16 protein-coding genes and 1 riboswitch are annotated in these 24,575 nt (G+C 73.3%); of the genes, 12 read left to right on the top strand and 4 right to left on the bottom strand.

Annotated elements, in window-relative coordinates:
- Positions 1-92 precede the first annotated feature (92 nt).
- Positions 93-2,993, top strand: a complete 2,901-nt coding sequence (locus AB0C87_RS20210) for a transglycosylase domain-containing protein (protein ID WP_360578928.1) — start codon at positions 93-95, stop codon at positions 2,991-2,993.
- Between the two features lie 16 nt (positions 2,994-3,009).
- On the opposite strand, the gene AB0C87_RS20205 is transcribed toward AB0C87_RS20210, so the two are convergent.
- Positions 3,010-3,384, bottom strand: coding sequence for a hypothetical protein (locus AB0C87_RS20205; protein ID WP_345179579.1), 375 nt, complete (start codon positions 3,382-3,384; stop codon positions 3,010-3,012).
- Positions 3,385-3,433: 49 nt separating this feature from the next.
- Positions 3,434-3,549, top strand: a riboswitch (SAM riboswitch).
- Positions 3,550-3,591: 42 nt separating this feature from the next.
- Between AB0C87_RS20205 and AB0C87_RS20200 the strand changes: the two genes are divergently transcribed.
- The 6 genes from AB0C87_RS20200 (at position 3,592) to AB0C87_RS20175 (ending at position 13,274) form a co-directional block, all read left to right on the top strand.
- Positions 3,592-4,851: an aminotransferase class V-fold PLP-dependent enzyme gene (locus AB0C87_RS20200; protein WP_360578926.1), complete on the top strand. Its 1,260-nt coding sequence runs from the start codon at positions 3,592-3,594 to the stop codon at positions 4,849-4,851.
- A 111-nt stretch (positions 4,852-4,962) separates the two neighbouring features.
- Positions 4,963-9,012, top strand: a complete 4,050-nt coding sequence (locus AB0C87_RS20195; RefSeq protein ID WP_360578924.1) for an SseB family protein — start codon at positions 4,963-4,965, stop codon at positions 9,010-9,012.
- Positions 9,009-9,377 (top strand): hypothetical protein, encoded by a 369-nt coding sequence (locus tag AB0C87_RS20190; protein WP_353832141.1) that lies wholly within the window; start codon positions 9,009-9,011, stop codon positions 9,375-9,377. The genes AB0C87_RS20195 and AB0C87_RS20190 overlap by 4 nt, the downstream gene beginning before the upstream one ends.
- A gap of 121 nt (positions 9,378-9,498) precedes the next feature.
- Complete coding sequence (locus tag AB0C87_RS20185; RefSeq protein ID WP_360578922.1) at positions 9,499-10,494, top strand: hypothetical protein; 996 nt, start codon at positions 9,499-9,501, stop codon at positions 10,492-10,494.
- Positions 10,495-11,047: 553 nt separating this feature from the next.
- The gene (locus AB0C87_RS20180) at positions 11,048-11,467 is read left to right on the top strand and encodes a hypothetical protein (RefSeq protein ID WP_345179587.1); all 420 of its coding nucleotides are present in this window, start codon (positions 11,048-11,050) and stop codon (positions 11,465-11,467) included.
- Positions 11,468-11,849: 382 nt separating this feature from the next.
- On the top strand, positions 11,850-13,274 hold the full coding sequence (locus tag AB0C87_RS20175) for an exo-alpha-sialidase (RefSeq protein ID WP_353832145.1): 1,425 nt from the start codon (positions 11,850-11,852) through the stop codon (positions 13,272-13,274).
- Positions 13,275-13,346: 72 nt separating this feature from the next.
- Here AB0C87_RS20175 and AB0C87_RS20170 read toward each other — a convergent pair whose 3' ends face one another.
- Entirely contained in the window at positions 13,347-14,228 is an 882-nt protein-coding gene (locus AB0C87_RS20170; protein WP_345179591.1) for an RNA methyltransferase, read from the bottom strand.
- Between the two features lie 271 nt (positions 14,229-14,499).
- Here AB0C87_RS20170 and AB0C87_RS20165 point away from each other — a divergent pair, with 271 nt between their 5' ends.
- The 3 genes from AB0C87_RS20165 (at position 14,500) to AB0C87_RS20155 (ending at position 20,246) form a co-directional block, all read left to right on the top strand.
- The gene (locus tag AB0C87_RS20165) at positions 14,500-16,731 is read left to right on the top strand and encodes a substrate-binding domain-containing protein (protein ID WP_360578920.1); all 2,232 of its coding nucleotides are present in this window, start codon (positions 14,500-14,502) and stop codon (positions 16,729-16,731) included.
- 293 nt (positions 16,732-17,024) lie between these two features.
- On the top strand, positions 17,025-18,545 hold the full coding sequence (locus AB0C87_RS20160) for a sigma-70 family RNA polymerase sigma factor (RefSeq protein WP_360578918.1): 1,521 nt from the start codon (positions 17,025-17,027) through the stop codon (positions 18,543-18,545).
- A gap of 213 nt (positions 18,546-18,758) precedes the next feature.
- Positions 18,759-20,246 carry a sigma-70 family RNA polymerase sigma factor gene (locus AB0C87_RS20155; RefSeq protein ID WP_360578916.1) on the top strand — a complete coding sequence of 496 codons (1,488 nt, stop codon included), beginning with the start codon at positions 18,759-18,761 and terminating at the stop codon, positions 20,244-20,246.
- Positions 20,247-20,273: 27 nt separating this feature from the next.
- Here the strand turns inward: AB0C87_RS20155 and AB0C87_RS20150 are convergent, their stop codons facing one another.
- Positions 20,274-21,359 (bottom strand): phosphotransferase, encoded by a 1,086-nt coding sequence (locus tag AB0C87_RS20150; RefSeq protein WP_353832149.1) that lies wholly within the window; start codon positions 21,357-21,359, stop codon positions 20,274-20,276.
- Between the two features lie 433 nt (positions 21,360-21,792).
- Here AB0C87_RS20150 and AB0C87_RS20145 point away from each other — a divergent pair, with 433 nt between their 5' ends.
- Positions 21,793-22,482, top strand: a complete 690-nt coding sequence (locus tag AB0C87_RS20145; RefSeq protein ID WP_345179598.1) for a hypothetical protein — start codon at positions 21,793-21,795, stop codon at positions 22,480-22,482.
- Between the two features lie 5 nt (positions 22,483-22,487).
- Here AB0C87_RS20145 and AB0C87_RS20140 read toward each other — a convergent pair whose 3' ends face one another.
- Positions 22,488-23,804 carry an aminotransferase class I/II-fold pyridoxal phosphate-dependent enzyme gene (locus AB0C87_RS20140; protein WP_353832150.1) on the bottom strand — a complete coding sequence of 439 codons (1,317 nt, stop codon included), beginning with the start codon at positions 23,802-23,804 and terminating at the stop codon, positions 22,488-22,490.
- Positions 23,805-23,921: 117 nt separating this feature from the next.
- Here AB0C87_RS20140 and AB0C87_RS20135 point away from each other — a divergent pair, with 117 nt between their 5' ends.
- On the top strand, positions 23,922-24,572 hold the full coding sequence (locus AB0C87_RS20135; protein WP_360578914.1) for a pyridoxamine 5'-phosphate oxidase family protein: 651 nt from the start codon (positions 23,922-23,924) through the stop codon (positions 24,570-24,572).
- Positions 24,573-24,575: the final 3 nt, after the last annotated feature.

Raw genomic sequence — 24,575 nt, 5'->3', positions numbered from 1 at the left:
CGTCCTCCTTTGGGAGAGCGCGGATGCGCATTGGCGGCCGACGCACGGATTCCCTCAGGTATCGTCTGTAACGCAATAAACACGGGGGGCTTGTGAGCGACAGCGAGAAGATCCCGGAGCGCCAGGAACGCTCCGGGACGGGCCAGGCGGACCGGCGCGAAAGCGAGGCCGGGGCACCGGCCGGCACGGACGGTCCCGCGACCGCCACGCTGACCGCGGACACCGAAGCCGCCACCGGAGAAACCGCCGGTGACGCCGAATTCGTCGACGAGGGCGACATATCTCGAAACGGCGATAAGGAGCCCGAAGAGGCCGCCGGCACGAGCGGGGGACCCGATTCGCCCTCCGCCGATAACGCCACGGCCTCCGCCGATTCCGGCCCCGGCGCCGACGAACCCGCCACCGAGGCGCCGACCGCCCCCGCGGAGGCCGCCCCCGAGAACGACGCCGCCGCGTCCGACCAGGCCACCGCGTCCGACGTGATCGCGACGCCCGGCGAGACGCCCACGTCCCACGAGCCCACCGCGTCCGCCGAAGTCGCGCCCGGCGAGGCGACCGCGCCCGACGAGGCCAGCGCGCCCGCCGAGGGCGCGCCCGGCGAGGTGGCCGCGCCCGGCGAGGTGGCCGCGTCTGGTGACGGTGGCGCGGCGGGTGGGGCGGCCGCGTCCGATGAGGCGGTTGTGACCGGTGATGTCTCCGCGTCTGGTGATGCCACCGCGGTTGATGGTGTCGATGGGGCCGTCACCGGAGATACCAAGAGCATGGCCGCCGCCTCGAAGCGCGACTCGACCCCGCGCGGCTCCCAGGCCGGGGGCCCGCCGCCCGGGTCCGGACCCGGGCGCGGCAAGGGCGGCGGGGGCAAGGGGCCCGGCAAGCCGCGCAGCCGCAGGTCGCGGTTCCTGCGCCGTGCGCTGTTCCTCATCCTCGGCTTCATCGGGTTCTGCATCGCCGCGTTCGGCGTCGCCTACCTGTTCACGCCGGTGCCGTCGGCGCAGGAGCAGGCGATCGCGCAGGGGCCGACGTTCTACTACTCCGACGGCAAGACGCAGATCGCCAAGACCGGGATGAACCGGGACGCGGTCAAGCTCGACAGGATCCCCGAGAGCACCCGGGCCGCGGTGATCGCCGCGGAGAACCGCAGCTTCTACGACGACCCCGGGGTGTCGGTCCAGGGCACGGCGCGGGCGCTGTGGTCCACCGCCACCGGCAAGCAGCTGCAGGGCGGCTCGACGATCACGCAGCAGATGGTCCGCAACTACTACGGCGGCATCGGCAAGGACCGCTCGGTCACCCGCAAGCTCAAGGAGATCATGGTCTCCTTGAAGGTGGGCCGGGAGAAGGACAAGGACTGGATCCTCGAGCAGTACCTCAACACCATCTACTTCGGCCGCGACGCCTACGGCGTGCAGGCGGCCGCGCACGCCTACTACGACAAGGACGTCTCGAAGCTGACGCCGGCGGAGGGCGCCTACCTCGCCGCCGCGATCCAGCAGCCGAGCAACTTCGCCGACCCGACCGGCCCCCGCCGCGCCTACTCCGAGCAGCGCTGGCGCGCGATCCTCGGCAACATGGTCCGGGACGGAGCGCTCACCCAGTCCGAGGCGGCCTCGCTGACCTTCCCGGCCCCCGGCAAGGAGAAGATCACCGACGTCCTCAAGGGCCAGCGCGGCTACATGGTGAACGTGGCCAAGAAGGAGCTCACCGAGCGCCGCGGCTACAGCGAGGACGAGATCAACCGCAGCGGGCTGAAGATCACCACGACGTTCGACAAGCGGCTGATGGACGCGATGAAGCAGGCCGTCGCGAACAACGCCCCGAACGGGATGAGCAAGAAGATCCGCACCGGCGTGGTGTCGGTCGACCCGAAGACCGGGCAGGTGGTCGCCTTCTACGGTGGCCGCGGCTACCTGGAGGAGGCGCTGAGCAGCGCCTTCGGCGACTGGGCGCAGGCCGGGTCGGGGTTCAAGCCGATCGCGCTGGCGGCCGCGCTGGACGACGGGAAGACGCTGTCCACCAGTTACGACGGCAGCTCCCCGCAGTACTTCCACGGCGCGTCCATCCACAACGACAGCAACGAGAACTTCGGGACGGTCAACCTCGTGACCGCCACCGAGCACTCGATCAACACGGCCTACGTCAACCTCGGCCAGGACATCGGCAACAAGAAGATCGCCGCGATGGCCGAGAAGATGGGCATCCCGGCGGCGCGGATGAATCCCGAGCAGCGGGACGCCGCCACGTTCCCGCTCGGCATCGTGTCGCTGCACCCCGTCGAGCAGGCCAGCGTGTACTCGACGTTCGCCTCCGAGGGCGTGCACCGGACGCCGTTCGTGGTGAAGTCGGTCACCGACAACGAGAACCACAAGCGCACGTTCACCGAGAAGGGCGAGCGGGCGTTCAGCCAGCAGGTCGCCCGCGACGCCACCTACGCCCTGCAGAAGGTCGTGCAGGGCGGCACCGGCACCGGCGCGCAGCTGCCCGACGGCCGCGACGTCGCCGGGAAGACGGGCACCACCGACGAGGGCCGCGCGATCTGGTTCAACGGGTTCATCCCGCAGATGGCGACGACGGTCGCGATGTTCCGCAGCGACGGCAAGCCGCTGAACATCCCCGGGTACGGCGCGTACGGCGGGCAGCTCCCGGCCCAGATCTGGCGCTCGTACATGGCGGACGCGGTGAACATCAAGGGCTACGAGCCCGACTCGTTCGGGGAGCCGTCGATGACCCCCGGCAGCGGCTGGGGCGGCCCGACGCAGGACACTCCCCCGAGCGGCCCGCAGCCGCCGGACACGCGCGGCCCGGTCCGGCCGCCGCCGTCCACGGAGCAGCCCGACCTTCCGACGCCCCCCACCGACCTGCCGACCATCATCCCGCCGCAGGATCCCGGCGGGGGCGACCCCGGTGGCGGACCGGGCGGCGATCCGGGCGGCGGACCGGGCGGCGACCCCAACGGCGGAACCGGCGGCGGACCGCTGGGCGGGACCGGCGGGTAGCCGCCCCCGCGGCCCCTCAGTCGCAGGCCTTGCCGATGACGGCCGGCGTCTCCCTGATCACGCTGTCGAGCCGGGAGACGTCGCCGTCGCCGACCCCAGGCGCGGCCTCGCGGAGCCTGCCCGCCTCCGCCTTCAGCGCCTTGCCCAGGTCGGCGTCGTCGGCCTGCTTCGCGAGCCCGTCGACGCGTCCGGCGAGCTGCTCGGTGGCCTGCCGCCACTGCGCGGGCTCGGCCGCCGGAACGCTCCGCACCTGGGTGACGTACTGCTGGAACGCCTTCTTCGTGTCGGTGCACACCTGGGCGGAGTTGCCGCCGCCCAGCGCCCCGCACCCGCTGAGGGCGCCGAGCACCAGCGCGCCGCCGGCCAGCGTCCGAACCACCCGGTACCGCATCGCACCCTCCCCTTGATCCCCGTTCGACTCCGCATATACTTCCGCATGAGGTCATGAGCGCCAGCGCGAAGCCCCGGCTTGCTGGCCGGCAACCCTTCGTCCGCGATGGGGTGCCCCGGGTGAGGACCTGGCCGGACGCGCACCGCGTTCCGGCAAGCGCGGATCCCGGCCGGCATCCCGGGGTCCCTGACCCCGGAAGGTCCAGGCATGCCCACGCTGCTCGCCCGCTCCCCCATCACGCCTGCTGTGACGCGCCCGGAGGGGGTCCGGGTTCGCCCGATTCCCCGCGTCATCGGAGCGGACGTCCCGGTCCCGGTGCGGGACGGCCGCCGCGTCCCCTACGCCAACTTCGACTACGCGGCCAGCGCGCCCTGTCTGGAGGCGGTGCACGAGGCCGTCGCCCGCGCGCTGCCGTACTACAGCAGCGTGCACCGCGGCGCGGGGTACGCGTCGCAGGTCACGACGTCCGCCTACGAGGACGCGCGGGAGACCGTGCGGTCGTTCCTCGGCGCGTGGCGGCGCGCGGCCGTGATCTTCACGCGCAACACCACCGACTCGATGAACCTGCTCGCGCACGCCGTCCCGGCCGGGACGAGCGTCGTCGTCTTCGAGAGCGAGCACCACGCGTCGCTGCTGCCGTGGAAGCGCGCCGTGCGCCTCCCGGCGCCCGCCACCCCGGCCGAGGCGCTGTCGGCCGCCGACCGCGCGCTGCGCGCGTGCCCGATCGGGTCGCGGCTGCTCGTCGTCACCGCCGCGTCCAACGTCACCGGCGAGCTGTGGCCGATCGAGGAGCTCGCGCACGTCGCGCACCGCAACGGCGCCCGCATCGCGGTCGACGCGGCGCAGCTCGTCCCGCACCGCCCCCTGGACATGACCGCGCTCGGCCTCGACTACGTCGCGTTCTCGGGGCACAAGCTGTACGCGCCGTTCGGTGCGGGCGTGCTCGCCGGGCGCGCCGACTGGCTGCGCGCCGCCGAGCCCTACCTCAGGGGCGGTGGCGCCAGCGCCTCGGTCGGGGAGACGACCCGGTGGGCGCCCTCCGCTGAGCAGCGGCACGAGGCGGGCTCCCCGAACGTCCTCGGCGCCCTCGCGCTGGCCGCCGCGTGCGAGACGCTGACCCCGGCCTGGGACGACCTGGTCGTCCGGGAGGAGGCGCTGGTGGAACGGCTGCGGTCGGGACTCGCGGCGCTCCCCCACGTCAGGGAGCTGACGCTGTGGGGCGAGCGGGCGCCGCGCGTCGGGATCGTGTCGTTCACCGTGGACGGCTGGAACGCGCGGGACGTGGCGCTTACGCTGTCCGACGAGCATGGCATCGGCGTCCGCGACGGGAAGTTCTGCGCCCACCCCTTCGTCCGGCACCTGCTGGGCGAGGACCGGAGCGCCGTCCGCGCGAGCATCGGCATCGGGACGGAGGAGGAGCACATCGACCGGCTCCTCGCCGCCCTCGCCGCGTTGACTGCGCGCTGACAGCCTCTGACCTGCGAACTCCCGCGCGCAGTCAGATGATTATGCTCTTTGGTCCTGTTCGCCCATGTAGCGTAGGCAGTCGCGCGGGGACGAGCACGCTAGAAACAGGGGGTGGCGACCGTGGCCGACGCGTGGCGACCCACGTCGGAACTGGAGCACCGACTGCAGGAGACCGTACGGGCCGGCGACCAGGAGAGCTACTTCCGCCTCCTCGGGGACGCCGACCTCGTCGTTCCCGTCCCGCCCGACCTGGTGGACGGCGTCCTCGCGGGGGAGGCGCAGCCGTCGTGGCCCACCCAGGAGGAGGACGGCCGGATCCACGTCCTGGCCTACACGTCGGCGGCGGCGATGCGGGCGTGCCTCGGGCCGTCCTACCAGCACTTCATGACGGTGCGGTTCGGCGACATCGCCGAGACCTGGCCGGACGACCGCTGGTGGCTCGCCGTCGACGTTCCCGCGCGCGGCGTCCCCGCCGCGCTGCCGATCGAGGCGCGGCTGCCGTCCTGGTTCGTCCGGCAGGTCGCCGACGGCGACGGCCGCCCCCCGCAGGTCGGCCGCGCGTCCCCGCCGTGGGAGGAGCTGCGCGACCAGCACCGCGAGCTGCCCCGCGAGGCGCCGCGCCCGGAGTTCCAGCCGGCCAACGACGTCGAGCGCGAGCTGCTGCGGGCCGCCGCGAACAACGACCACGACCTGTTCCTGCAGACGCTGGCGGCCACCGACGTGCTGCTGCCCGTCCCGGACGACATGGACTTCTCGCTCCGTCCGGGCCGTCCCGGCTTCCCGTGGCAGACCCGTGAGGTCGACGGCTCCACCGTCGTCCCGGTCTTCACCTCGCCGGAGCGGCTGGCCGAGGCGTCCGGGCCCGGCACCGAGCACATCGCGCTGCCGTTCACCGTGGTGCTGCGCTACTGGCCGGACCCCGACTGGCTCCTCGCCATCAACTCCGGCTCGCCCGCGGGCGGCACCGTCCTCGCGCAGCAGCTCCCCGGCCTCGCCACCTGGGCCGACCAGCGCGCCGCCCAGCGGATGACGGACCGCTTCGAGCCCCAGAACGACATCGAGCAGCGCCTCTTCGACGCGGCCCGCCGCCGCGACACCGAGACCTTCTTCAAGATCATTCTCGGCGCCCAGGTGCTCGTCCCCGTGGACGCCGAGACCCCGTGGGGCATCGTCCCCGGTGACCCCGACTTCCCGTGGCGCCCCGTCCGCGTCCACGGCCGGACGTCGATCCAGATCTTCACGTCGCTGAGGTGGATGAACGAGGCGATCGGCACGTCGCGCTTCATCATGCCGAGCCTGCTGGAGATGGTCACCGCCTGGCCGGACGCCTCGTGGACGCTCGTCCTCAACCCGGGCACGCCCATCGACGCGTCCATGCCGGGCGAGCAGGTCCGCACCCTCAGCGGCCCGCCCGCTCCCCCGTCCGCCGCGACGCCGCCGCCCCCGGCCGCGCCCTCGGTGCCGGTCGCCCCCGCCGTCCCGGCCGACCCCGCCGCGTCCGGCCCGGGCCGCCACGCGGGCCCGCCCGTGCCGGACGAGCCCGCCGTCCCCGCGCCCGTGGAACCGGGCCGCCACCACGCCGGAGCGCCCGGCGGCCCCGCGCAGCCCGGCCTTCCCGAAGCCGTGCCCCCGGCCCCCGCGCACTTCGGCGAGGCGCCCGCTCCCCGCCCGGCCGACGAACCCCGCGCTCCCCTGCCCGGCGTTCCGGGAGAAGCGGCCCGCCGCCTCGCGGACCCGTCCAGCACCGCCGTCGACCCGGGCCACATGCCCGGCCTTGAGCCAGCGGCCGCGCCCAGCCCGTCCGGCGAGGTCGCGGAGCCGGACCCCCCGGGCCCCGGACCGGCCGTGCCGGAAGACGCGGGCGCCCCTCTCGGAGACGCGCGCGGAACGACCAGCCCCACCGGCGGCTTCGCGGAGCCCGGCCTCCCGCCACCCGCGTCCCAGAACACCGGTCCCCTCAGTGCCGCGCCAGGTGACGCCGGCACCCCCACCCCGCCTGGCGGCACAGCAGAGCCGGGCGTTCCCGGGCCCGCGCCTGAGAACAGCGGGCCCCTCGACGCCAAGCCCGGCCTGCCAGACGACGCGGGCCGTCCCTACACGGCCGCACCGAGCACAACCCCTTCCGACACGTCCGGCGGCGTCCCGGAGCCGAGCCTTCCGGAAACCTCCTCCCAGAACCCCGCGACGCCAGGGAACGGACCGGGCGCGCCTAACCCGTCCGGCGGGGCCGTAGAGCCTGGTCTCCCCAGAGTCGTGTCTCAGAGCACCGAACCGCTCAGCACCGGATCGGGCGCGCCAGACGACGCCGGCCGTCCCCACACGGACGCGCCTGCCCCTGGCGCGACCACCCCGTCCGGCGGGGGTGCAGAGCCAGGGCTTCCCGGGGTCGTGTCTCAGAACATCGAGCAGCCGAACAGCGGACCAGGTGCGCCGGACGATGTGAGCCCCCACCCCGGCGCGGCCAATCCGATCGATGGCCCCCCGACAAGGGGCCCAGGCTCGGACGCGCCCGCCGTCACGCCGCACACCGCCGCTCCTCAGGGCACCGGGCCTTTCGGTGCCGCGCCCGGCTTTCCCGGCGACGCGGGCGTGCCCGGGGCGGCGGGTTCCGGCGTGGAGCCGGCCCTTCCCGGTGCCGGGATTCCTGGCACTGAACCGCCGAACACCGGGACAGACGCGCCCGGCGTGCCGTCGAACCCGCCGGTTCCCGGGCCTGTGCCTCGGGGCACCGAATCTCTCGGGGCCGCGCCGGGTCGAGATGACGCGGGCCGTCCCTACGCGGCCGCGCCTGAGACGGCCGCCGAGCCAGGAGACAAGGTCGGGGACGCCGCCGTCCCCAACGTGCCGGAAGGCACCGACCGTCGCGTCGCGGGGCCCGTCACGCCTCGCGGGGCGGGGTCGCCCGCTGACCAGGGCGAGTCCTCGCCGACCAGCGGCGCCGTGGAAACCGGCCCCGCCGGTGTCGGTGCCACGCCCGGCACCCCGGGGGAAGCGGAACCTCACCGCGCGGGCACGCCGACCCCACCGCCGGGCGGCCTCGCGGCGGTCCCTCAGGACGCTGCACACCCTGGCCAGGCGGAGGCAGGCGGGGGCGAGGACGGCGCGCCCGCCGGAGAGCGGGGGGCGGGACGGTCGCTGCACGCCGTCGAGGAACCGGAGCCCGCGTTCGAGCCGGGGAACCGGATCGACCAGGAGCTCTACGAGGCGGCTTCCGGCGGCGACTCCGACGCGTTCCTGCGGGTGCTGCTGAACGCGAACGTGCTCGTGCCGATCCCCGATGACGCGCCGCTTGAGGTGACGCCCGTCCAGCGGGAGTTCCGGTGGGACGCGGCGCTGCGGGACGCGGTGTCCGTCCAGGTGTTCACGTCGATGGTCCGGTTGCGGGAGGTTCTGCCGCAGTCCCGGTTCGTGTACGCCGACTTCAGGGAGCTGATCGGCGCGTGGCCCCGGGAGGACTGGGCCATGGTGCTCAACCCGGGGACCCACATCGGGGCGTCGCTGCACGGCGACCAGGTGCGGTCGCTCAGCGAGTGGGCGGTGCGGGTCGGGCTCGTGCAGGCGCGGCCGGAGGTTCCGCTGCCGCCGCCGCGGCGGGAGCCGGTGCCGCAGGCGCCCACCGACCCCGAGGACCGCGTCTCGTCGCCGGCCATCATGCAGAAGGTCGTCCCGCACAGTCACGTCTCCTGGTACCTGGAGCAGGGGTACGACCGCGTCGGCGGCTTCGTCCACTCCACGAACGACGTGGCCGAGTTGCAGACGCCCTCCCAGCTCTACGAGGCGCTGGGGCTGCTGTTCCCCGACTCCTCGTTCTCCCTCGACGACGAGGGCGTGTACGTCATCCGGTGGCCGGCGTACTGCCCCGACCTGTACCGCGTCCCGTTCGGCGGGCGCGACGAGGAGGAGATGGCGTCCTGGGGCGAGTCCGGCTGGGTCATCGAGCGGCCGCCGTTCACGGGGAGCGGCTTCGCGCCGGGAAGCGCCGGGTCGATCCGCGAGTACAAGGTGACCAGCGTCCGGCTGCCGTACGGAGCGGAGATGTACTACATCGGCAGGGACCGGTCGGAGCGGTTCATCGCGATGTACGACCCGGACCGGCTCGCCTGGCTGCGGCCGGACGCCGGCGCCGAGGCGTGGGACGGACGGACGGAGGCCGCGCAGTGATCCGGGACGGGTACGTCGCGCGGTGGCTCGGCCGCGACTTCGAGGCCGCGCCGGGCGCCGACGGCGAGATCAGGCTGTACGCGCCCGGGCCGACGGACGGGTTCGAGGAGCTGCGCCCGGGGCGCTTCCGCCGCATCGTCCCCGCGTCCGAGGTCGAGGAGCTCCGCTACGTCCGGACGACGTGCCGCTGGCGCGGCGAGCGCTTCGTCATCGTCGGGGAGCACGAGACGTGGCTGCGGGTCGAGTACGCGGGCGGGCGGGCCCCGGTCGCCGAGAGCCTCGGGCTCGACCGCGTCGACCAGGGCATCTGGCAGGCCTGGGCGCCCGGGTCGGAGATCGAGGACGTCCGGGAGGAGTTCGTCTGACCGGGCGGGGTTGATTTGCCCCTTGGATCCGTGTTCGCATGTGTGCCGAGGCGATCCCTCGGACGGAAGCGCTCAACGGCGACGCGACGGAGGTGCGGCGGCAGTGATCTGCCGAGCGACGGTGAAACCGATCTTTGTTGGGCTCGGCACGGCGGCCATCCTCGCCGCCGGCGGCGCGTCCGCCGTGGCCGACGAGACGCCCTCCCCCTCAGGGTCGGATCCCGCGTCCCCCGCGACCGGCAAGCTCACGGTGGACGTCGCCTCCACGGCGGCCAGGCTGGACCCGGGCGGCTCGCTCGACATCACGACGACGGTCACCGCCGTCGGCGGCGACGTGGCGAACATCAAGGTCACCAACATCACGGCGACCCTCAAGGGCACGGCGGTGACCGGTGACTGCGGCGCGCCGTTCGAGTCGGCGGGGTGCACCGTCGGCGACCTCGCCGCCGGGAAGAGCGGCACGCCCGTCACATCGCATGTGACGGTCCCGAAGGAGGGGCCGAAGGAGACGGCGGTCTACACGATCATCGTGACCGTCGACGCGACCGACCTCGCCCCGGTCGCCGGGACCACGACGTTCAAGTACGTCGTCCCGTCCAAGCCGCCGCCCACGAAGACGCCGACCCCGACCCCCTCGAAGACGCCCACGAAGTCGCCGTCGCGCAAACCCACGAAGCCGTCGCCCACGCCCTCGCACTCCACGTCCTCCAGGACGTCGCACGGCGGGTCCGGCAGTGGAAGCGGCTCCTCGGGGAGCGGGAACGGCACGGGAACGAACGGGTCCGTGCAGACGTCGCCCAACGCGTCGTTCGAGCCGCAGAACCCGCAGGTGGCGTTGCCGTCCATCCAGGCGCCCAACCCGTCCGTCGCGCCGAGCCCGGCGCCCGGGGCGGAGACGCCGCAGAGCCGCCTCCAGGGCAACCAGGCGCCCGTCGCGCAGGATCTGACGTTCGAGCGGATGGCCAGCACGCAGATCGCCTGGCTGGCGGCGCTGATGGTGGCGTTCTCGCTGCTGCTGACGCAGCTGCGCCTCGGCCGCCGCCGCGCGCCGGTGGGGGCTCCGCGGCGGCCCCGGGGAACGCACCGCCGACCGCGGGGCGGCATGTTCGGCCGCTGATCTCCGCCGCGCGCGCCCTTCACCCGGGCGATCAGCGCAGCTCACGCGCTGGTCACGCTTTCGACGAGTGGCTCGCGTTCGTTGGAGGCATGCCCCGAGGAACTCGACCGCCGGCACCCCGCACCCCATCGGGCTCCAGAAACGGCGGATTCTCGAATGAGAATCTCACAAACGCCTTTCCGGGGCGCGGAGAACGGGACCGGAAATACTCACGCACGGCGACGCCAAGGGTCCGAGCCTATGCGAACCGTCTCCCGGCGAAACCGATGAATGACGTCGGGAACCGCGTAGGCCGTGAGGCGGTCCGGCACCGGCGGGCCCGTTCCAAGGCAAGCGAATACCCCTGTTCACGCAGCGCGCCTTGACGATCGTCGGCGGGCGGGCGGCGCGTCCGGCGAAACGGCGGCGACCGCGCGCCGTTCCTTCGGCAATCAGGGGCCCGGCCCGGCAACTCGCCGGACGGAAGCGGTTTGAGGCTCCCGGGAATGGTTACTTTCCCGGAGCGGCTGTTCCTTGCCAGCGCCCTTGCTGCCCCCGGAAGAGGTGACCGGTAATGGAAATTCGGACAAACGGTGACGTACCGAACCAGGACGAGATCGTTGAGCTGCGCGCCCGAGCGGAGGCCGGCGACCGGAACGCGGCCGGACGCCTCGGCGAGCTCCTGGCGAAGCACGGCGACCTGGCAGCCGCTCTGGACGTGTGGGCCCGCGCCTACGGCGACGCCGCGCCGACGACGAGGCGGCTGGCCGAACTGCTGGCCGACCGCGGCGACCTGAGGGCCGCCGTGGAGGTGTGGCAGTTCTCCGACCCGGTCCGGCAGAACCCGTCCGGCCTCCACGAGGAGTTCATGGCGGGCCTCGACATCGAGGAGCGCGTCGACTGGGACGACGACCCGGAGGACTGGGCGTTCATGGAAAGGGAGCGGCTGGCCCGGCTCCTGGCCGACCGGGACGACGAGGCCGCCGTCGCGTAGCGCCGGCGCGGCGCCCCTCCCCGCCAGGAGGCGCCCTCCGCGCGAGGGCACGGCGGGCGAGCGGCGGCCGCGGCGGCGTCGAGACGCTCGACCCCGCTCAGATTGGCCGGAATTCCATTTATGGATGTCCTCATTTTCGGCCGCACGGCACATCCCCGGGACCAGGTTGGACATTGTCCAAATTGACCGTCCGGACGATACTCGCCGCGAGAGCGGAAGGGTGCCGAGCCAAAGGGCGAGAAGAAGTCGATCTTGGGCTGTAATGTCGTCCTGCTGTTCGGCCTTCGTTGGAAACGCGCTGCCGGCCAGGTGGCGGCGTCTCCGGCAAGACCCCCCATCGAGGACGAGGAATGCACCGTTGAATCGACGTTCCAGGTCGGCCATGGTCGCAGCGACCACCCTGCTCGCCTTCGCCTTCGCGGCCCCGGCCGCGTCAGCGGACGGAACCGATCCCGCCGCGGTGGTGCCGGTGTCGGGCACCAGCGCCCTGCCGCAGGGATGCGGGCTGCCCGAGGGCGACGGCTATGTCCTGAACCCGAACACCGAGGTCCAGCCCATGGTGGCGCGGGACCCGAAGCGGCCGTGGCGTCTCGTCACGGTGTACCAGCAGGACAGGTGGAACCGGTACGGCGGTAACGGGACCGGCACCGCCGTGTCCGACGACTACGGCGCGACCTGGCGCCGGTCGGCGAACCAGCCCGCGTTCTCCCGGTGCGACGGCGGTACCGCCGCCAACGGCGGGGACTACGACGTCACGACGGACCACTGGGTCACGATGACGCCGTCCGGCGCGGCGGTGGCCGCGTCGTTCTCGCTTTCGCGCACCGGCGAGGTGACGGCGATCCTGGTCTCGCGGTCCGGTGACGGCGGCGACCACTGGGGCGCCCCGGTGACCCTGCAGCGCGACGACGACGCGCGGTTCTTCAACGACCGCCCGGCGATCACCGCCGACCCGTACCACCCGGGCACGGTCTACGCGGTGTGGGACCGGGTCGACACCCAGCCGAGCGGCGCCTGGGTGCAGCCGGTCTACATGGCGAAGTCGACCGACGACGGGCGCACCTGGACCACGAAGAAGGTGTACGACTTCCCGGCCAACAGCGGTGTCATCGGTACCGAGCTGGTGCCGATGGCCGACGGGACGCTGCTGATCGGCATGCACCACGAGACCGACACCGCCGCGGCCACCCAGGTCATCCGCTCGACCGACGGCGGCGCCACGTGGTCCGCGCCGACGCTGAACGTGGCGGCGCCGATGGCGGTGGGCACCCGGATCCCCGACCCGGACGACTCGGGTGACCCGGTGCGCAACGCCACGCTCCCGCTGCTGGCGGCCCGTCCGGGCAGCAAGGTGGTGAACGCGGTCTGGCCGAGCCAGGACGCCGACGGCACCTTCCACGTCGCGTACGCGCGGTCCGCGGACAACGGGAAGACCTGGTCCGCCCCGGTCCGGGTGGACAAGACGCCCACCGGCTCCGCCGCGGTGCCGGCGATCGCCGTGTCCCCCGGCGGCACCGTGGCGATCACCTACTACGACTTCCGGAACAACACGTCCGCCGCCACCCTCCCCACCGACTTCTGGGCCGTGACCTGCGCGGACGACTGCACGAAGCCCGCGTCGTGGCGCGAGCGGCACATCGAGGGCCCGTTCGACGCGCGCACGGTGCCGGCGACGAGCTCCGGCCGGATGCTCGGTGACTACACCGGCCTGGTCTCGACCGGCTCGTCCTTCGTGGCCGTCTACGGCGTGGCCACCGGCCAGGCCGCCAACCCGGTGGACATCCACAGCGCGACCTTCTACAACTGACCGGCCTGATGCGGCCCTCCTGCGCTGGAAGCGCAGGAGGGCCGCACCCTTTCCGGCCTTCGGACGGCCCCGCTACCGCATCAGGGTGTGGCAGGCGATCGCGGCGGCCGCGGTGACGTTCAGGGAGTCGACGCCCGCGGACATGGCGTCCCCGCTCATGGGGATGCACACCGGCTCGTCGGCCTCGTCCAGCCAGTGGGACGAGAGGCCGTCGCCCTCCGAACCGAGCAACAGGGCCACGCGGTCGCCCATGGACGCCTTCTCTATGGGCGTGGCGGTCTGGTCGGGGGTCAGGGCCAGCAGGGTGAAGCCGGCGGCGCGCAGCCTGCCGAGGTCGTCGTGCCAGTTGGCCATGCGGGCGTAGGGGATCGCGAAGACCGCGCCCATGGACACCTTCACCGCCCGGCGGTAGAGGGGATCGGCGCACCTCGGCGACAGGACGACCGCGTCGATGCCCAGGGCGGCGGCGCACCTGAAGATGGAGCCCACGTTCGCGTGGTCGACGAGGTCCTCCAGGACGAGGACGCGCCGCGGCGGCCGAGCGTGCGGCGCGGGGACGTCGGCGCGGTCGACGACCTCCTCGGGGACGGCGGCGCGGCGGGCCGGGGCGAGGACGGCGTCGACGGACGGCAGGGGAAGGCGCTCCAGCGAGGCCAGGGCGCCGCGGTGCACCTGGAAGCCCGTGAGGGACTCCATGGTGGCGTCGTCGACCAGGTAGGCGGGGGCGTCCACGCCGTCCAGCAGGTCGGCCAGCGGTTCGGCCCAGCGCCGGGCCATCAGCAGCGACCGGACGGGGTATCCGGCGCCGACCGCGCGGCGGATCACCTTCTCGCCCTCGGCGACGAACAGGCCGTGCTCGGCCTCCAGGCTCTTGCGGAGGTTGACGTCGCGGAGGCGGACGTAGTCCGCGAGGCGCGGGTCGGCGGGGTCGGAGACGGGGATCAGGCTGGCCATTCCCCAAGTCTGCCGCCGGGCGGGCGGTGCCCCGGCTGCGCGGCGGCCGGATCCGGCCGCGGAAGGGGACTGAATCAGGTTCTAGAGAGGGATTCGCGTACGCTCGTACCCCTCCGATCGCTGGGCGCGGCGGCCGTGCGCGCCGCCAGGTTCGTCCGGGCTCACGCTCATGACCTGCGTCATTAGCAGTTTTGAGTCCTTTGTAACCTCTGGGGCGTACTACTACAGTGCCGGGGAACATCGGCCGGTTTCAGGTGAATCGAGGGCAGCCGTGAGCGGACGTCATCGCAATGACTTCCCCGAAGGGACGGGTGAAGGCGGGTACGACCCGTCCACTCCCGTCTTCGGGCCGGCCAATGACGGGTCGTCCGACTGGTTCGGAGGGCGGGAGGGCCAGGGCCCGCCGCTCGCCCAGCCCCCGGCGGGCCCGCAGGGCGCCCCGCCCGGCACGGCGCCGGGCGCGCCCGGCGAGACGCCCGAGTGGTTCACGCCCCGGCAGTCCTCCGAGCAGCCGGTCTACGGCCAGGGCCGGTACGGGGAGGAGCCGAGGACCGCGTCGCCGCAGGGCCCTGCCCCGGCGTCCTCGCCCCTGGCCGGGACGGGTTACAGCGAGTACGACGCCATCGGCGGGTCGGACGGCGGCCAGACCGGATTCTTCGGCGGCTCCGGCGGCTCGGGTGACTCCGGCGGCTACGGCGGCGGTTCCGGTGGTTCGGGCGGTTCCGGTGGTTCGGGCGGCTACGGCGGCGGTTCGGGCGGCTACGAGTACGGGCGCCGCAGGCGCAAACGCAGCGCGACCGCGCTGATCGGGCCCATGGCCGGCGCCGTGGGCCTGGCGCTGCTGCTCGGCGTGGGCGTCTACGCGTTCGCCGAGAGCGGCGGCGGCTGCTCCGGCGACGGCGCGATGGACCTGTCCGTGGCGGTCGCGCCCGACATCGCGCCCGTGGTGGAGAAGGCCGCCGGACGGTTCAACGACGGCAAGCACAAGGTCGACGGCAAGTGCGTCAGGGCGACCGTGAAGAGGACCGAGCCCTTCTCGGTGACGACGCTGCTGTCCGGGCAGGCCGTGGCGAACGACCGGCCGGACGTGTGGATCCCCGACTCGTCCCTCTGGATCTCGCTGGCGCGGACCGAGGGCGACAACGGCGACAAGAGCGGCGTCGTTTCCACCAAGACCTCCCTCGCGACGAGCCCGATCGTGGTCGGGCTGCCGCGGACGCTCGCGGTGGAGCTGAAGAAGCAGGGCATCACCGCCAGCCCGTCGTGGGACAACCTGCTGAAGGCCGCGGGCGGCGTCGCGGGCGGGGCCGTCACCAAGAACCAGATGATCCCGGCGGGCTCGGTGCGGCTCGTCGTGCCCGACCCGATGCGCAACGCCGCGGGCATGGGCTCGCTGATGGTCACGAGCACGCTGCTGGCGAACGACCCGAACCGGGACTCGATCTTCACCGGCATCGTGCGGACCGTCCGGGAGAGCACCGTCCCGAACGTCAAGGCGGAGTTCGAGCACTTCCGCAAGGACCGCACCGGCAAGCAGCCGATCTCGCTGTCGTCGGAGCAGGCCCTCTACTCCTACAACCGGAGCAGGCCCGCCGAGCCCGCGGTCGCGCTGTACCCGATCGAGGGCACGCTGTCGATGGACTACCCGTTCACCGTCACCGCCAAGGGCGACTCCCAGCGCAAGGCCGCCCGCCTGCTCGAACAGGCGATGCGGACCGAGGCGACCCGCAGGGACGTCCTCGACGCCGGCTTCCGGGCGACGGACGGCAAGGCTCCGCCCGGGTTCGGCGAGGCGGCCGGCGTCAGCCCCGCCCGGCCGCGGCAGCTGCCCGCGCCCAAGAGCGAGGACGTCGCGAAGGTCATGCAGGCGTGGTCGAAGCTGTCGCTCGGCCTGCGGATGCTGACGCTGATCGACGTGTCCGGCTCGATGGCCGAGAAGGTCGGGCCGAACGTCAACCGCCTCCAGGCCATCGCGCAGGTCTCGCAGGGCGGGCTCAGCATGATGTCCAACGACACCGAGCTCGGCCAGTGGCTGTTCTCGACGAACATGGACGGCAAGACCCCCTACAAGGAGACGGTGCCGGTCGGCGCCCTGGGCGATCGGATCGGGTCCAACACGCGGCGCGGCCTCGTGCTGTCCACGCTCAACCAGATGAAGCCGAAGCCGGACGGCGACACCGGCCTGTACCGGACGATGCTGGCCGCGTACAAGAGCATGAACGACTCCTACAAGCCGGAGTTCGGCAACTCGATCCTGCTGCTCACCGACGGGAAGAACGACGACCCGGACGGCCCCTCGCTGCAGGAGACGCTGAAGCAGCTCAAGGACATGCAGGACCCGAACAAGCCGATCCAGGTGAACATGATCGGGTTCGGCAAGGGCGTGGACCGGGGCGAGCTGGAGCAGATCGCCACGGCGACGAACGGCAACGTGCAGATCGCCATGACGCCCGGCGAGATCTCCAAGATCTTCCTGAAGATGCTGTCCCGCCGGATCCAGTGACCACCAATCGGTGATCTTCCGGATGCGCCAGGTAGTTCTTGATTTTTCCCTGAAATCCATGTCAACCGGGCGCCGGATTCGGCCGTCAATCTATGTGGAGGCCCGACGGGGAGCGGGGCCGTCGGGCCTCCGACCTCTTCCCCTCCCTGGCCCGTGACCGGGAGGCGGCCGCCGGTCGGACGACCGAACCGGGGCCGGGAGAGCGCACCGCTCCCTCTGAGATTTTCCAGCCTCGTCCCCGGCGTCCCTGACGTCCCGGACGAGGATTCCGAGCAAGCCCGCGGGAGGACTTCGTGTCCGGTTGGCCCAGTCTCGACCGCGCTGACGACGAGCGCCTGGCGCGGACGCTGGCGGCAGGCGATCCGAGCGCCCTCATCCAGGTCATGGACCGTTACGCGGCCCGCCTGTACGACTACTGCCACGCACTGCTGCGCGACCAGGACCAGGCGGCCGGCGCGCTCCACGACGCGCTCATCGCCGCCTACGCGCACGTGTCCGTCCTCCGCGAACCCGAGAGCTTCCGCGGCTGGCTGTACGCGCTCGTCCGCAACGAGTGCATGCGGCGGCTGCGCGACCCGGACCGTCCCGCGCAGCGCCGCGAGGCGCCCGAGGTCGAGGACGGCTTCCTGAACGACGCGGAGCTCGCCCGGCGCCAGGAGGCCCGGCGGCTCGTCCACGCGGCCCTGTCCGGCCTGCGCGGACGCGAGCGCGAGTCGCTCGACCTGCTGCTGCGGCACGGCCTGGACGCCGGGGAGATCGGCGGCGTCCTCGGCATGGACGCGCAGCAGGCCGCGGGGCTGACCGCCGAGGCCCGCGCCCGCCTGGACGACTCCCTCTCCGCCGCCTACATCGCCCGCGCGGGACGCGGCGACTGCCCCGAGGCCGCGGAGATCGTCGACGGCGCCGGATGGCCGCTGCCGCCGCCGGCCGTGCACAGGCTCGTCCAGCACATCGACGCGTGCGGCGTCTGCGGGCCCCGGCGCGACCGCGCCGTCTCGGCGGCGCGGCTCCTGCAGGTGCTGCCGGTCGCGATGATGCCGAACGACCTGCGCGGGCTCGTCATGGCGACCGCCACCGACCCGGCGCTGGCTCCCGACCTCGCCGCCATCGCGCACAGAGCCGAGCCGTTCGACGACTGGGGCTGGCCCTCCATGGTCGAGCAGGAGCCCGTGCGCGCGGCGCCGTCCGGAACCGGCGGCGGGAGCGGGCGCGGGGTGTGGGCCGCGCTGGCGGCGGCGGCCGCCGTCATCGCGGTCGTCGCGGCGGCGTTCTACCTGATGTCGGGCCCGTCCGGCGAGCCGACGGCCGCGCGGAGCCCCTCGGACGGGACGTCGGCGCCCGAGGTCTCGCCGTCCTCCCCGACCGAGTCGCGGGAGCCGTCCGACACCCCGACGCCCACGCGGTCCGCCACCCCGACGCCGACGACCACGTCGCCGACGCCGACCCCGACGAGGACGCGCGAGCCGTCGCGCTCGCCGAAGCCGACCGCGACCCGCACCCAGCCGAGGACCGGGCGGCTGGCGATCGGCTCCTGCACCATCGAGGGCCCGGGCCCGGGCAGCTGCACCATCCTCGTGCGGGCCGTCGGCGGGACGGTGACCTGGTCGGTCACGGGCGCGTCCGGCGGTCTGAGCGCCAGCGGCGGCGGCACGCTGCGCAGCGGCCAGTCCGGCTACGCCCGCGTCAGCGGGACCTGCACTCCGCCCGGCGGCTCGGGCACGGTCAGCTTCTCCAACGGGGACGTGCGCACCGTGACGCTGTCGTGCCAGCCGGAGGACGGGGGCGGCCCCGGCGGCGGCCGGCGGACCAGTTGATCGCAGAAGTGACCCAGATCACTTTCATCGCCGGGAGGCCTCTCCCACATGGCGATACGGCCACGGGGCGTACCGGATTCGTCACTTAAATCCGCTCATAAAGGAGAAATCCCAGCAACTTGGTGGCAAGATCAGGCAACCTGAGTCGGCCGACGCGCGTCGGGGCTCGTCGGGGGCAGATCTGTGAAACCGATTTCGACTGGGAGGGTTCCCGTGGCCGGTGAGCCAGGGGCCGCGCAGAATGACGACCTCAGGCTGGCGGACTCGCTGCGAGCCGGGGACGTCATCGCGCTGACCGAGGTCTACGACACCTACGCGCCGTTCCTCTTCGACTACTGCCACGGCCTGCTGCGCGACCGCGTCGAGGCGTCCGGGGCCCTGCGCAACGTCGTCATCGCCGCCCGCGAGCACGTGGACCGGCTCACCGAGCCGGCGCGGCTGCGCGGCTGGCTCTACGCGATCGCCCGCAAGGAGTGCATGCGGCGCCGCGACAGCCCGAACCGGCACACCGGGCAGGAGGCCCCGGAGGCCGAGGACGAGCTGACGCCCGAGCAGCTCGCCCGCCGCGAGGAGCGCCGGCTGCTCGCGCACAGCGCGCTCGCCGCGCTCAACGGGCGGCAGCGCGAGGCCATCGACCTGTCGGTCCGCCACGAGCTGGACGAGGTGGACCTGTCCGGCATCTTCGGCATGCCGCTGGAGGAGACGCTCGCGCTGGCGCAGCAGGCCCGCGAGGACCTCGCCGCCGCGCTGCACGCGGCCCTCATCGCGCAGAACCACTGGAAGGACTGCCCGAGCGTCGCGGCGCTGACCGAGTCGTGGCCGCTGTCCCCGCAGACGTCGACGGCGCTCGTCCGGCACGTGGAGAACTGCCCGGTGTGCGGGGCGCGGGAGACGCCGCCGCTGCCGCCGGACCGGCTGCTGTCGGTGCTGCCGATCGCGGCGATCCCCGCCGACCTGCGGCTGGACGTGCTGACCGCCGCGACCGCCGAGGACCGCGCCGGGAACCGCCGCGCCATCGCCGCCTGGACCGAGCCGTTCGACGAGTACGGCTGGCCGCTGCCCTACCAGCCGACCGCCCCGCGCGCCCGCGACCGCGCGCCCGGCAAGCGGCGCGCGCCGCTGCTCGCCGCCGTCGCGGTGGGCGTCGGCGTCCTCGTGCTGTTCGGCGGCGGCATGGCGTGGCTCGGCGGCGGGGACGACGGGAAGAACGCGGCGGCGACCCGTCCCGTGACGCCCGGCGGCAGCACCCCGCCCGGCGGTTCCACCGCGCCGGAGCCGATACCGACCGACCCCTCGTCCCCCACGTCGCCGACGGCGTCCCCGTCGAAGTCGCCGTCGAAGTCGCCGTCACCGTCGCCGTCGGCGTCGGAGGCCTCGTCGAAGCCGCCGTCGAGCAGGCCGCCGGCGCCGCCCACCACCAGCGCGCCGAAGCCGCCCAAGCCCGGCACGCTGTCGGTGAGCGGCTGCGACATGGGCAGGAACGACTCCTGCACCGTCACGGTCACCGCCGTGGGCGGCTCCGTGAACTGGCAGGTGACCGGCACGTCCGGGCCCGTCAGCGCGGGCGGCTCCGGCCACCTCGACGCGGGCCAGAGCGGCGGCGTGCGGGTCTCGCGGGCGTCCGGGTTCTGCTGGGGGCGGCAGACCGGCACGGTGATGTTCTCCTCCGGCCGCTCGGCGACGGTCACCTACCGCTGCTGAGCGGGGCGCCCGCCGCCGGGCGGGCGCCTACCAGACCGAGCCCGCGTCGAGCGTGCGGTGGGCGCGGTCCAGCAGCAGCGGCACCCCGCCGCCGATCTGGTCGAAGCCCTCGCCGACCGTCGCGTTCTGCAGGTAGCGGGCGTGGATGCCCTCCAGGATCACCGCGAGCTTGAAGCACGCGAACGCGACGTAGAAGTCGAGGTCGGCGAGGTCGAAACCGGTGAGCTCGGCGTACCGTCCGGCGAACTCGCGGCGCGTGAGGAAGCCGGGCGCGGAGGTGATCGTGGCGCCGACCGGGAGCTGCTCGGCGTCGGCCGCCTCGGCCCAGTAGACGAGCGTCAGCCCGAGGTCGGACAGCGGGTCGCCGAGCGTCGACATCTCCCAGTCGACCACGGCCGCGATCTCCGGGCGCGGCTCCAGCCGGGCGAGCGCGTTGTCGAGCCGGAAGTCGCCGTGCACCAGGCGGGCCGGGGCGTCGGCCGGCAGCCGTTCGGCCAGCCGCGCGACGAGGCGGTCGTACTCGGGCAGGTCACGGGCGTTGCCCGTGGCGCGGACGGCCTCCTGCGAGGAGTCCCACTGCTTGCCCCAGCGCTTGAGCTGGCGCTCCATGTAGCCGCTCGGACGCCCGAAGTCCCCCAACCCGACGGCCCGCACGTCGACCGTGTGGATCGCGGCGAGCGCCTCGGCCAGCGCGTCGCTGAGGCCGCGCGCCTGCTCGGGGGTGATGCCGGCGGCGTCCTCCCGGGTGCGCAGGACGCGTCCCTCGACGAAGTCCATGAGGTAGAAGCGGGCGCCGATGACGTCCTCGTCGTCGCAGAAGGCCAGCGCCGTCGGCACCGGCACCGCCGTCCCGCGGCCGAGCGCCGACAGCACGCGGTACTCGCGGCCCATGTCGTGCGCCGTCGGCAGGACGTGGCCGAGCGGCGGCCGGCGCAGCACGACGCGGCGGCCCCCGTCCAGCGCGATGCCGTACGTGAGGTTCGACCGCCCGCCCGCGATCAGGTCGATCGCGCTGATCCGTCCCGATCCGGGCAGCTCACGGGCCAGCCAGGCCGCCAGCCGGGGGACGTCGATACCGGGCACCCCGGCGGGCAGTTCTGCGTCAACGGTCATGACGCCCTATTAGAACGTGGCTCGGTCAGGGCTGTGAACCCCACCCCCGTACCGCCGTCCGGTCCGTGAGACCCCGGCCACTTCCGGCCGACTTGCGACCGCGTGTAATCCGATCTTCGAGGTCGACGCTGACCTGCGCGAACGCGGCGACCCTCAGCCCCTCTTTCCCCCAGGGTGAGCAAGTCGACCGAACTCCCGGGAGGAAAAAGGTGACACAAGGTGGAATGCTCGGACACGCGGGGTGCCCGTCTGCCGCCACACCTGATCGAACCCGGTTGAGGCGTCGTCAGCCGTCATCCCGCCACGACGCGGCGAGCCGTACCTGCGAGTCTCGCCGGACCAAGAGAAGTAACTGGGACCACTCGGGGGTCAAACCGCCCGATTGGGGGGGGAACGCACCGTGGCAGACGCATGGCTGCCAAGAGCCGGCCGCATGCCGGCACCGAACGACGGCGGAGCGTTGCGGGGAGGTGCTCCCCGCGTCGTCTGGTGCGCCGAGGAGCACGACCCGCACACCGTCTCCGCGCGCTCGGTGGCCGCCGACCTGCTGAAGGAGAACCGCCCGGCCCACCTCGTGTGGCACCCGGGAACCGGTGAGATCGTCCAGCTCCTGCCCATCACCCGCGCGGCCCGGCTGCTCGGCGGCGCGCTCGGGCGGGAGGGCCGCGTCTGCGCGCAGATCATGGTGGTGGGCCAGTCGCGGTCGCCGTTCACCGGCTCGCCGCTCACCGGCGTCGAGGCGATCGTCCAGTGGCTGGACGCGTGGGGCGTCGCGCGCCGCTGGCCCGCCGGCCCCCCGCTGCCGTCGCCGCAGTCGTACCACGCGCAGCGCAGCCGCAAGGACTGGGCCCGCGGCGGGCACTACGGCGCGTCCCAGGTGCCGCTGCTGGACCGTCCCGACCCCGGCGGCATCGACGTCCGGCGCATCACCGGGCCCGACACCCCGGTCGCCCCCGTCCCCAAGCCCCGCCTCCCCGGCGCCCCCGCCGGCCCCCGGCTGGTCACGCCGCGCCCCCGCACGCCCGAGGCCCTCCGTCCGGCGCCGAGCGAGACGCCGGCCGCGCGCCCCGGCCCGCTGCACCCCGCGTCGGAGCCCGTCCCGGTCGGGCCCCTGTCCAACTGACGGCCCTACCCGGCGAGCGTCCGGACGATCTCGCACCCCTTGCGCAGCTCGGCCGGGGTCGCGGCCGAGCCGTAGCCGATCACGAGCCCGGACGCGCCCACGGGGCCCATGTGGTGGCGGTCCAGCGTCTCCACCACGACGCCGCGCCGGGCCGCCTCGTCCACGACCCGCGCGGCCACCGCCTCCGGGACGTCCACCACCAGGTGCAGGCCGGCCGTGTCGCCGCGCAGCGGCAGGCCGTCCAGCGCCTGCACCACCACCTCGCGGCGCCGCGCGTACTCCCCGCGCATCCGGCGGACGTACCTGTCCAGGTCACCCCGTTCCAGGAGGAGCCTCAGCGCGTCCTGCGGCACCACGGCGGTGCGGTCGTTCAGCTCCTCCCTCCGGAGCGCCACCTCCGCCACCAGGTCGGGACGGCCCCCCAGCCAGCCGACGCCCATGTCCGCGGTGAGGATCTTGGCGGTCGTGCCCAGATAGACGACGACGTCCGGGTCCAGACCGTAGAGCGCGGGCAGAGGGGCGACGTCGTAGCGGAACTCTCCGTCGTAGTCGTCCTCGGCGATGAGCGCCCCGTTGCGCCTCGCCCATGCCAGCAGAGCCTGCCTCCGCGGAACGGGCAGCACGCCCCCCATCGGGAACTGGTGCGACGGCGTCGTATAGACAAGGCGCAGGTCATCGGGCAGAGCATCGACGACGAGGCCGTGCTCGTCCACAGGACACGGAACGAGCTCCGCACCCCGTCCCCTCAGAACCGCCCGCGCCCTGCCGTAGCCGGGCTCCTCCACACCCACCCGGTCACCAGGACGAAGGACGGTCGCGGCAAGCAGATCGAGCCCGTTCGTCGCCCCCCGCGTGACAAGAAGGCCGTCCACAGGGCAGGCCACACCACGACTACGCCTGATGTAGTCGACCAGGGCCTGCCGTAGGCCGAGCGAACCATGCGGATCCTGACGCTGCTGCGGCGGCATGCCCGCAGCGAGCCGCCACGCCCTGCGCCACGCGGGCGTGTCCAGTGCCCCGACCCACGCAAGACCTGGCCTCAGGTCAATCTCGCCAGGGGCCGCCGCCCTCCGCGCCGGTTTCATCGTCAGCCGTGGCCTCGGCATAGGCGAGGCAGCCACACCCTCCGTGACGTACGTGCCGGACCCATGGCGCCCTTCCAGCCAGCCCTCCGCGTAGAGCTGCTCATACGCCTCCGTCACGACCGTCCGGCTGACACCCAGCAAACCGGCCAGAGCCCTACTGGACGGAAGCCGTTCGCCCGCGGCGAGCCGTCCCTCCCCCATGGCGGAACGCAACTGCGCGACAAGCTGCGCGCTCATCGGCTCCGGAGCGTCCCGCTCCACGGAAAGAGGCAGATCGATCGACAAAGTGGTCACCTGCTATACGCGCCAAGTGGCCATACCCGCCAGGCCACTCGCCTCCTAGCGTAAACGGACATGAACCCACTCTCCTCAACCGCCCGCACCCGTCTCGGCCGCCTTCCGGAACGCTCCAGCACCGACAGGACCGTCCTGTACGAGATCCTCGACGACGGCCTGATCTGCCACCTCGGCCTCGTCGTGGACGGCTCCCCCCGCGTCATCCCCACCGGCTACGGCCGCCTGGACGACACCCTCTACCTGCACGGATCCACCGGCGCGAGCAGCCTCAGGGCCGGACCGTCCCAGGACGTCTGCGTCACCGTCACCCACCTCGACGGCCTCGTCCTCGCCCGCTCCCTGTTCCACCACTCCATCAACTACCGCAGCGCCGTCGTCTACGGCACACCCCGCCTCGTCGACGACCCCGAAGAGAAGCTGACCGGCCTCCGCGTCATCACCGAGCAACTGACCCCCGGCCAGTGGAACGTGGCCCGCCGGCCCAACCGCAAGGAACTGGCCGGCGTCTCCGTCCTGGCGCTCCCCCTGGACGAGGCCTCCGTGAAGGTGCGGCAGGGCCCTCCCGGAGACGAGGAAGAGGACTACGCCCTCGACATCTGGGCCGGCGTCGTCCCCGTCACCCAGACCTTCGGCGTTCCCGCCCCCGACCCCCTCCTCCGTCCCGGCATCCCCGTTCCAGGACATATCGCCCAGCGCGTGACCTCCTAAATC

Source organism: Actinomadura sp. NPDC048021, assembly GCF_040653135.1.
GTDB lineage: Bacteria > Actinomycetota > Actinomycetes > Streptosporangiales > Streptosporangiaceae > Spirillospora > Spirillospora verrucosospora.
Note: the sequence above shows the minus strand (reverse complement) of the source record. Positions and strands in the feature narration are given on the sequence as shown.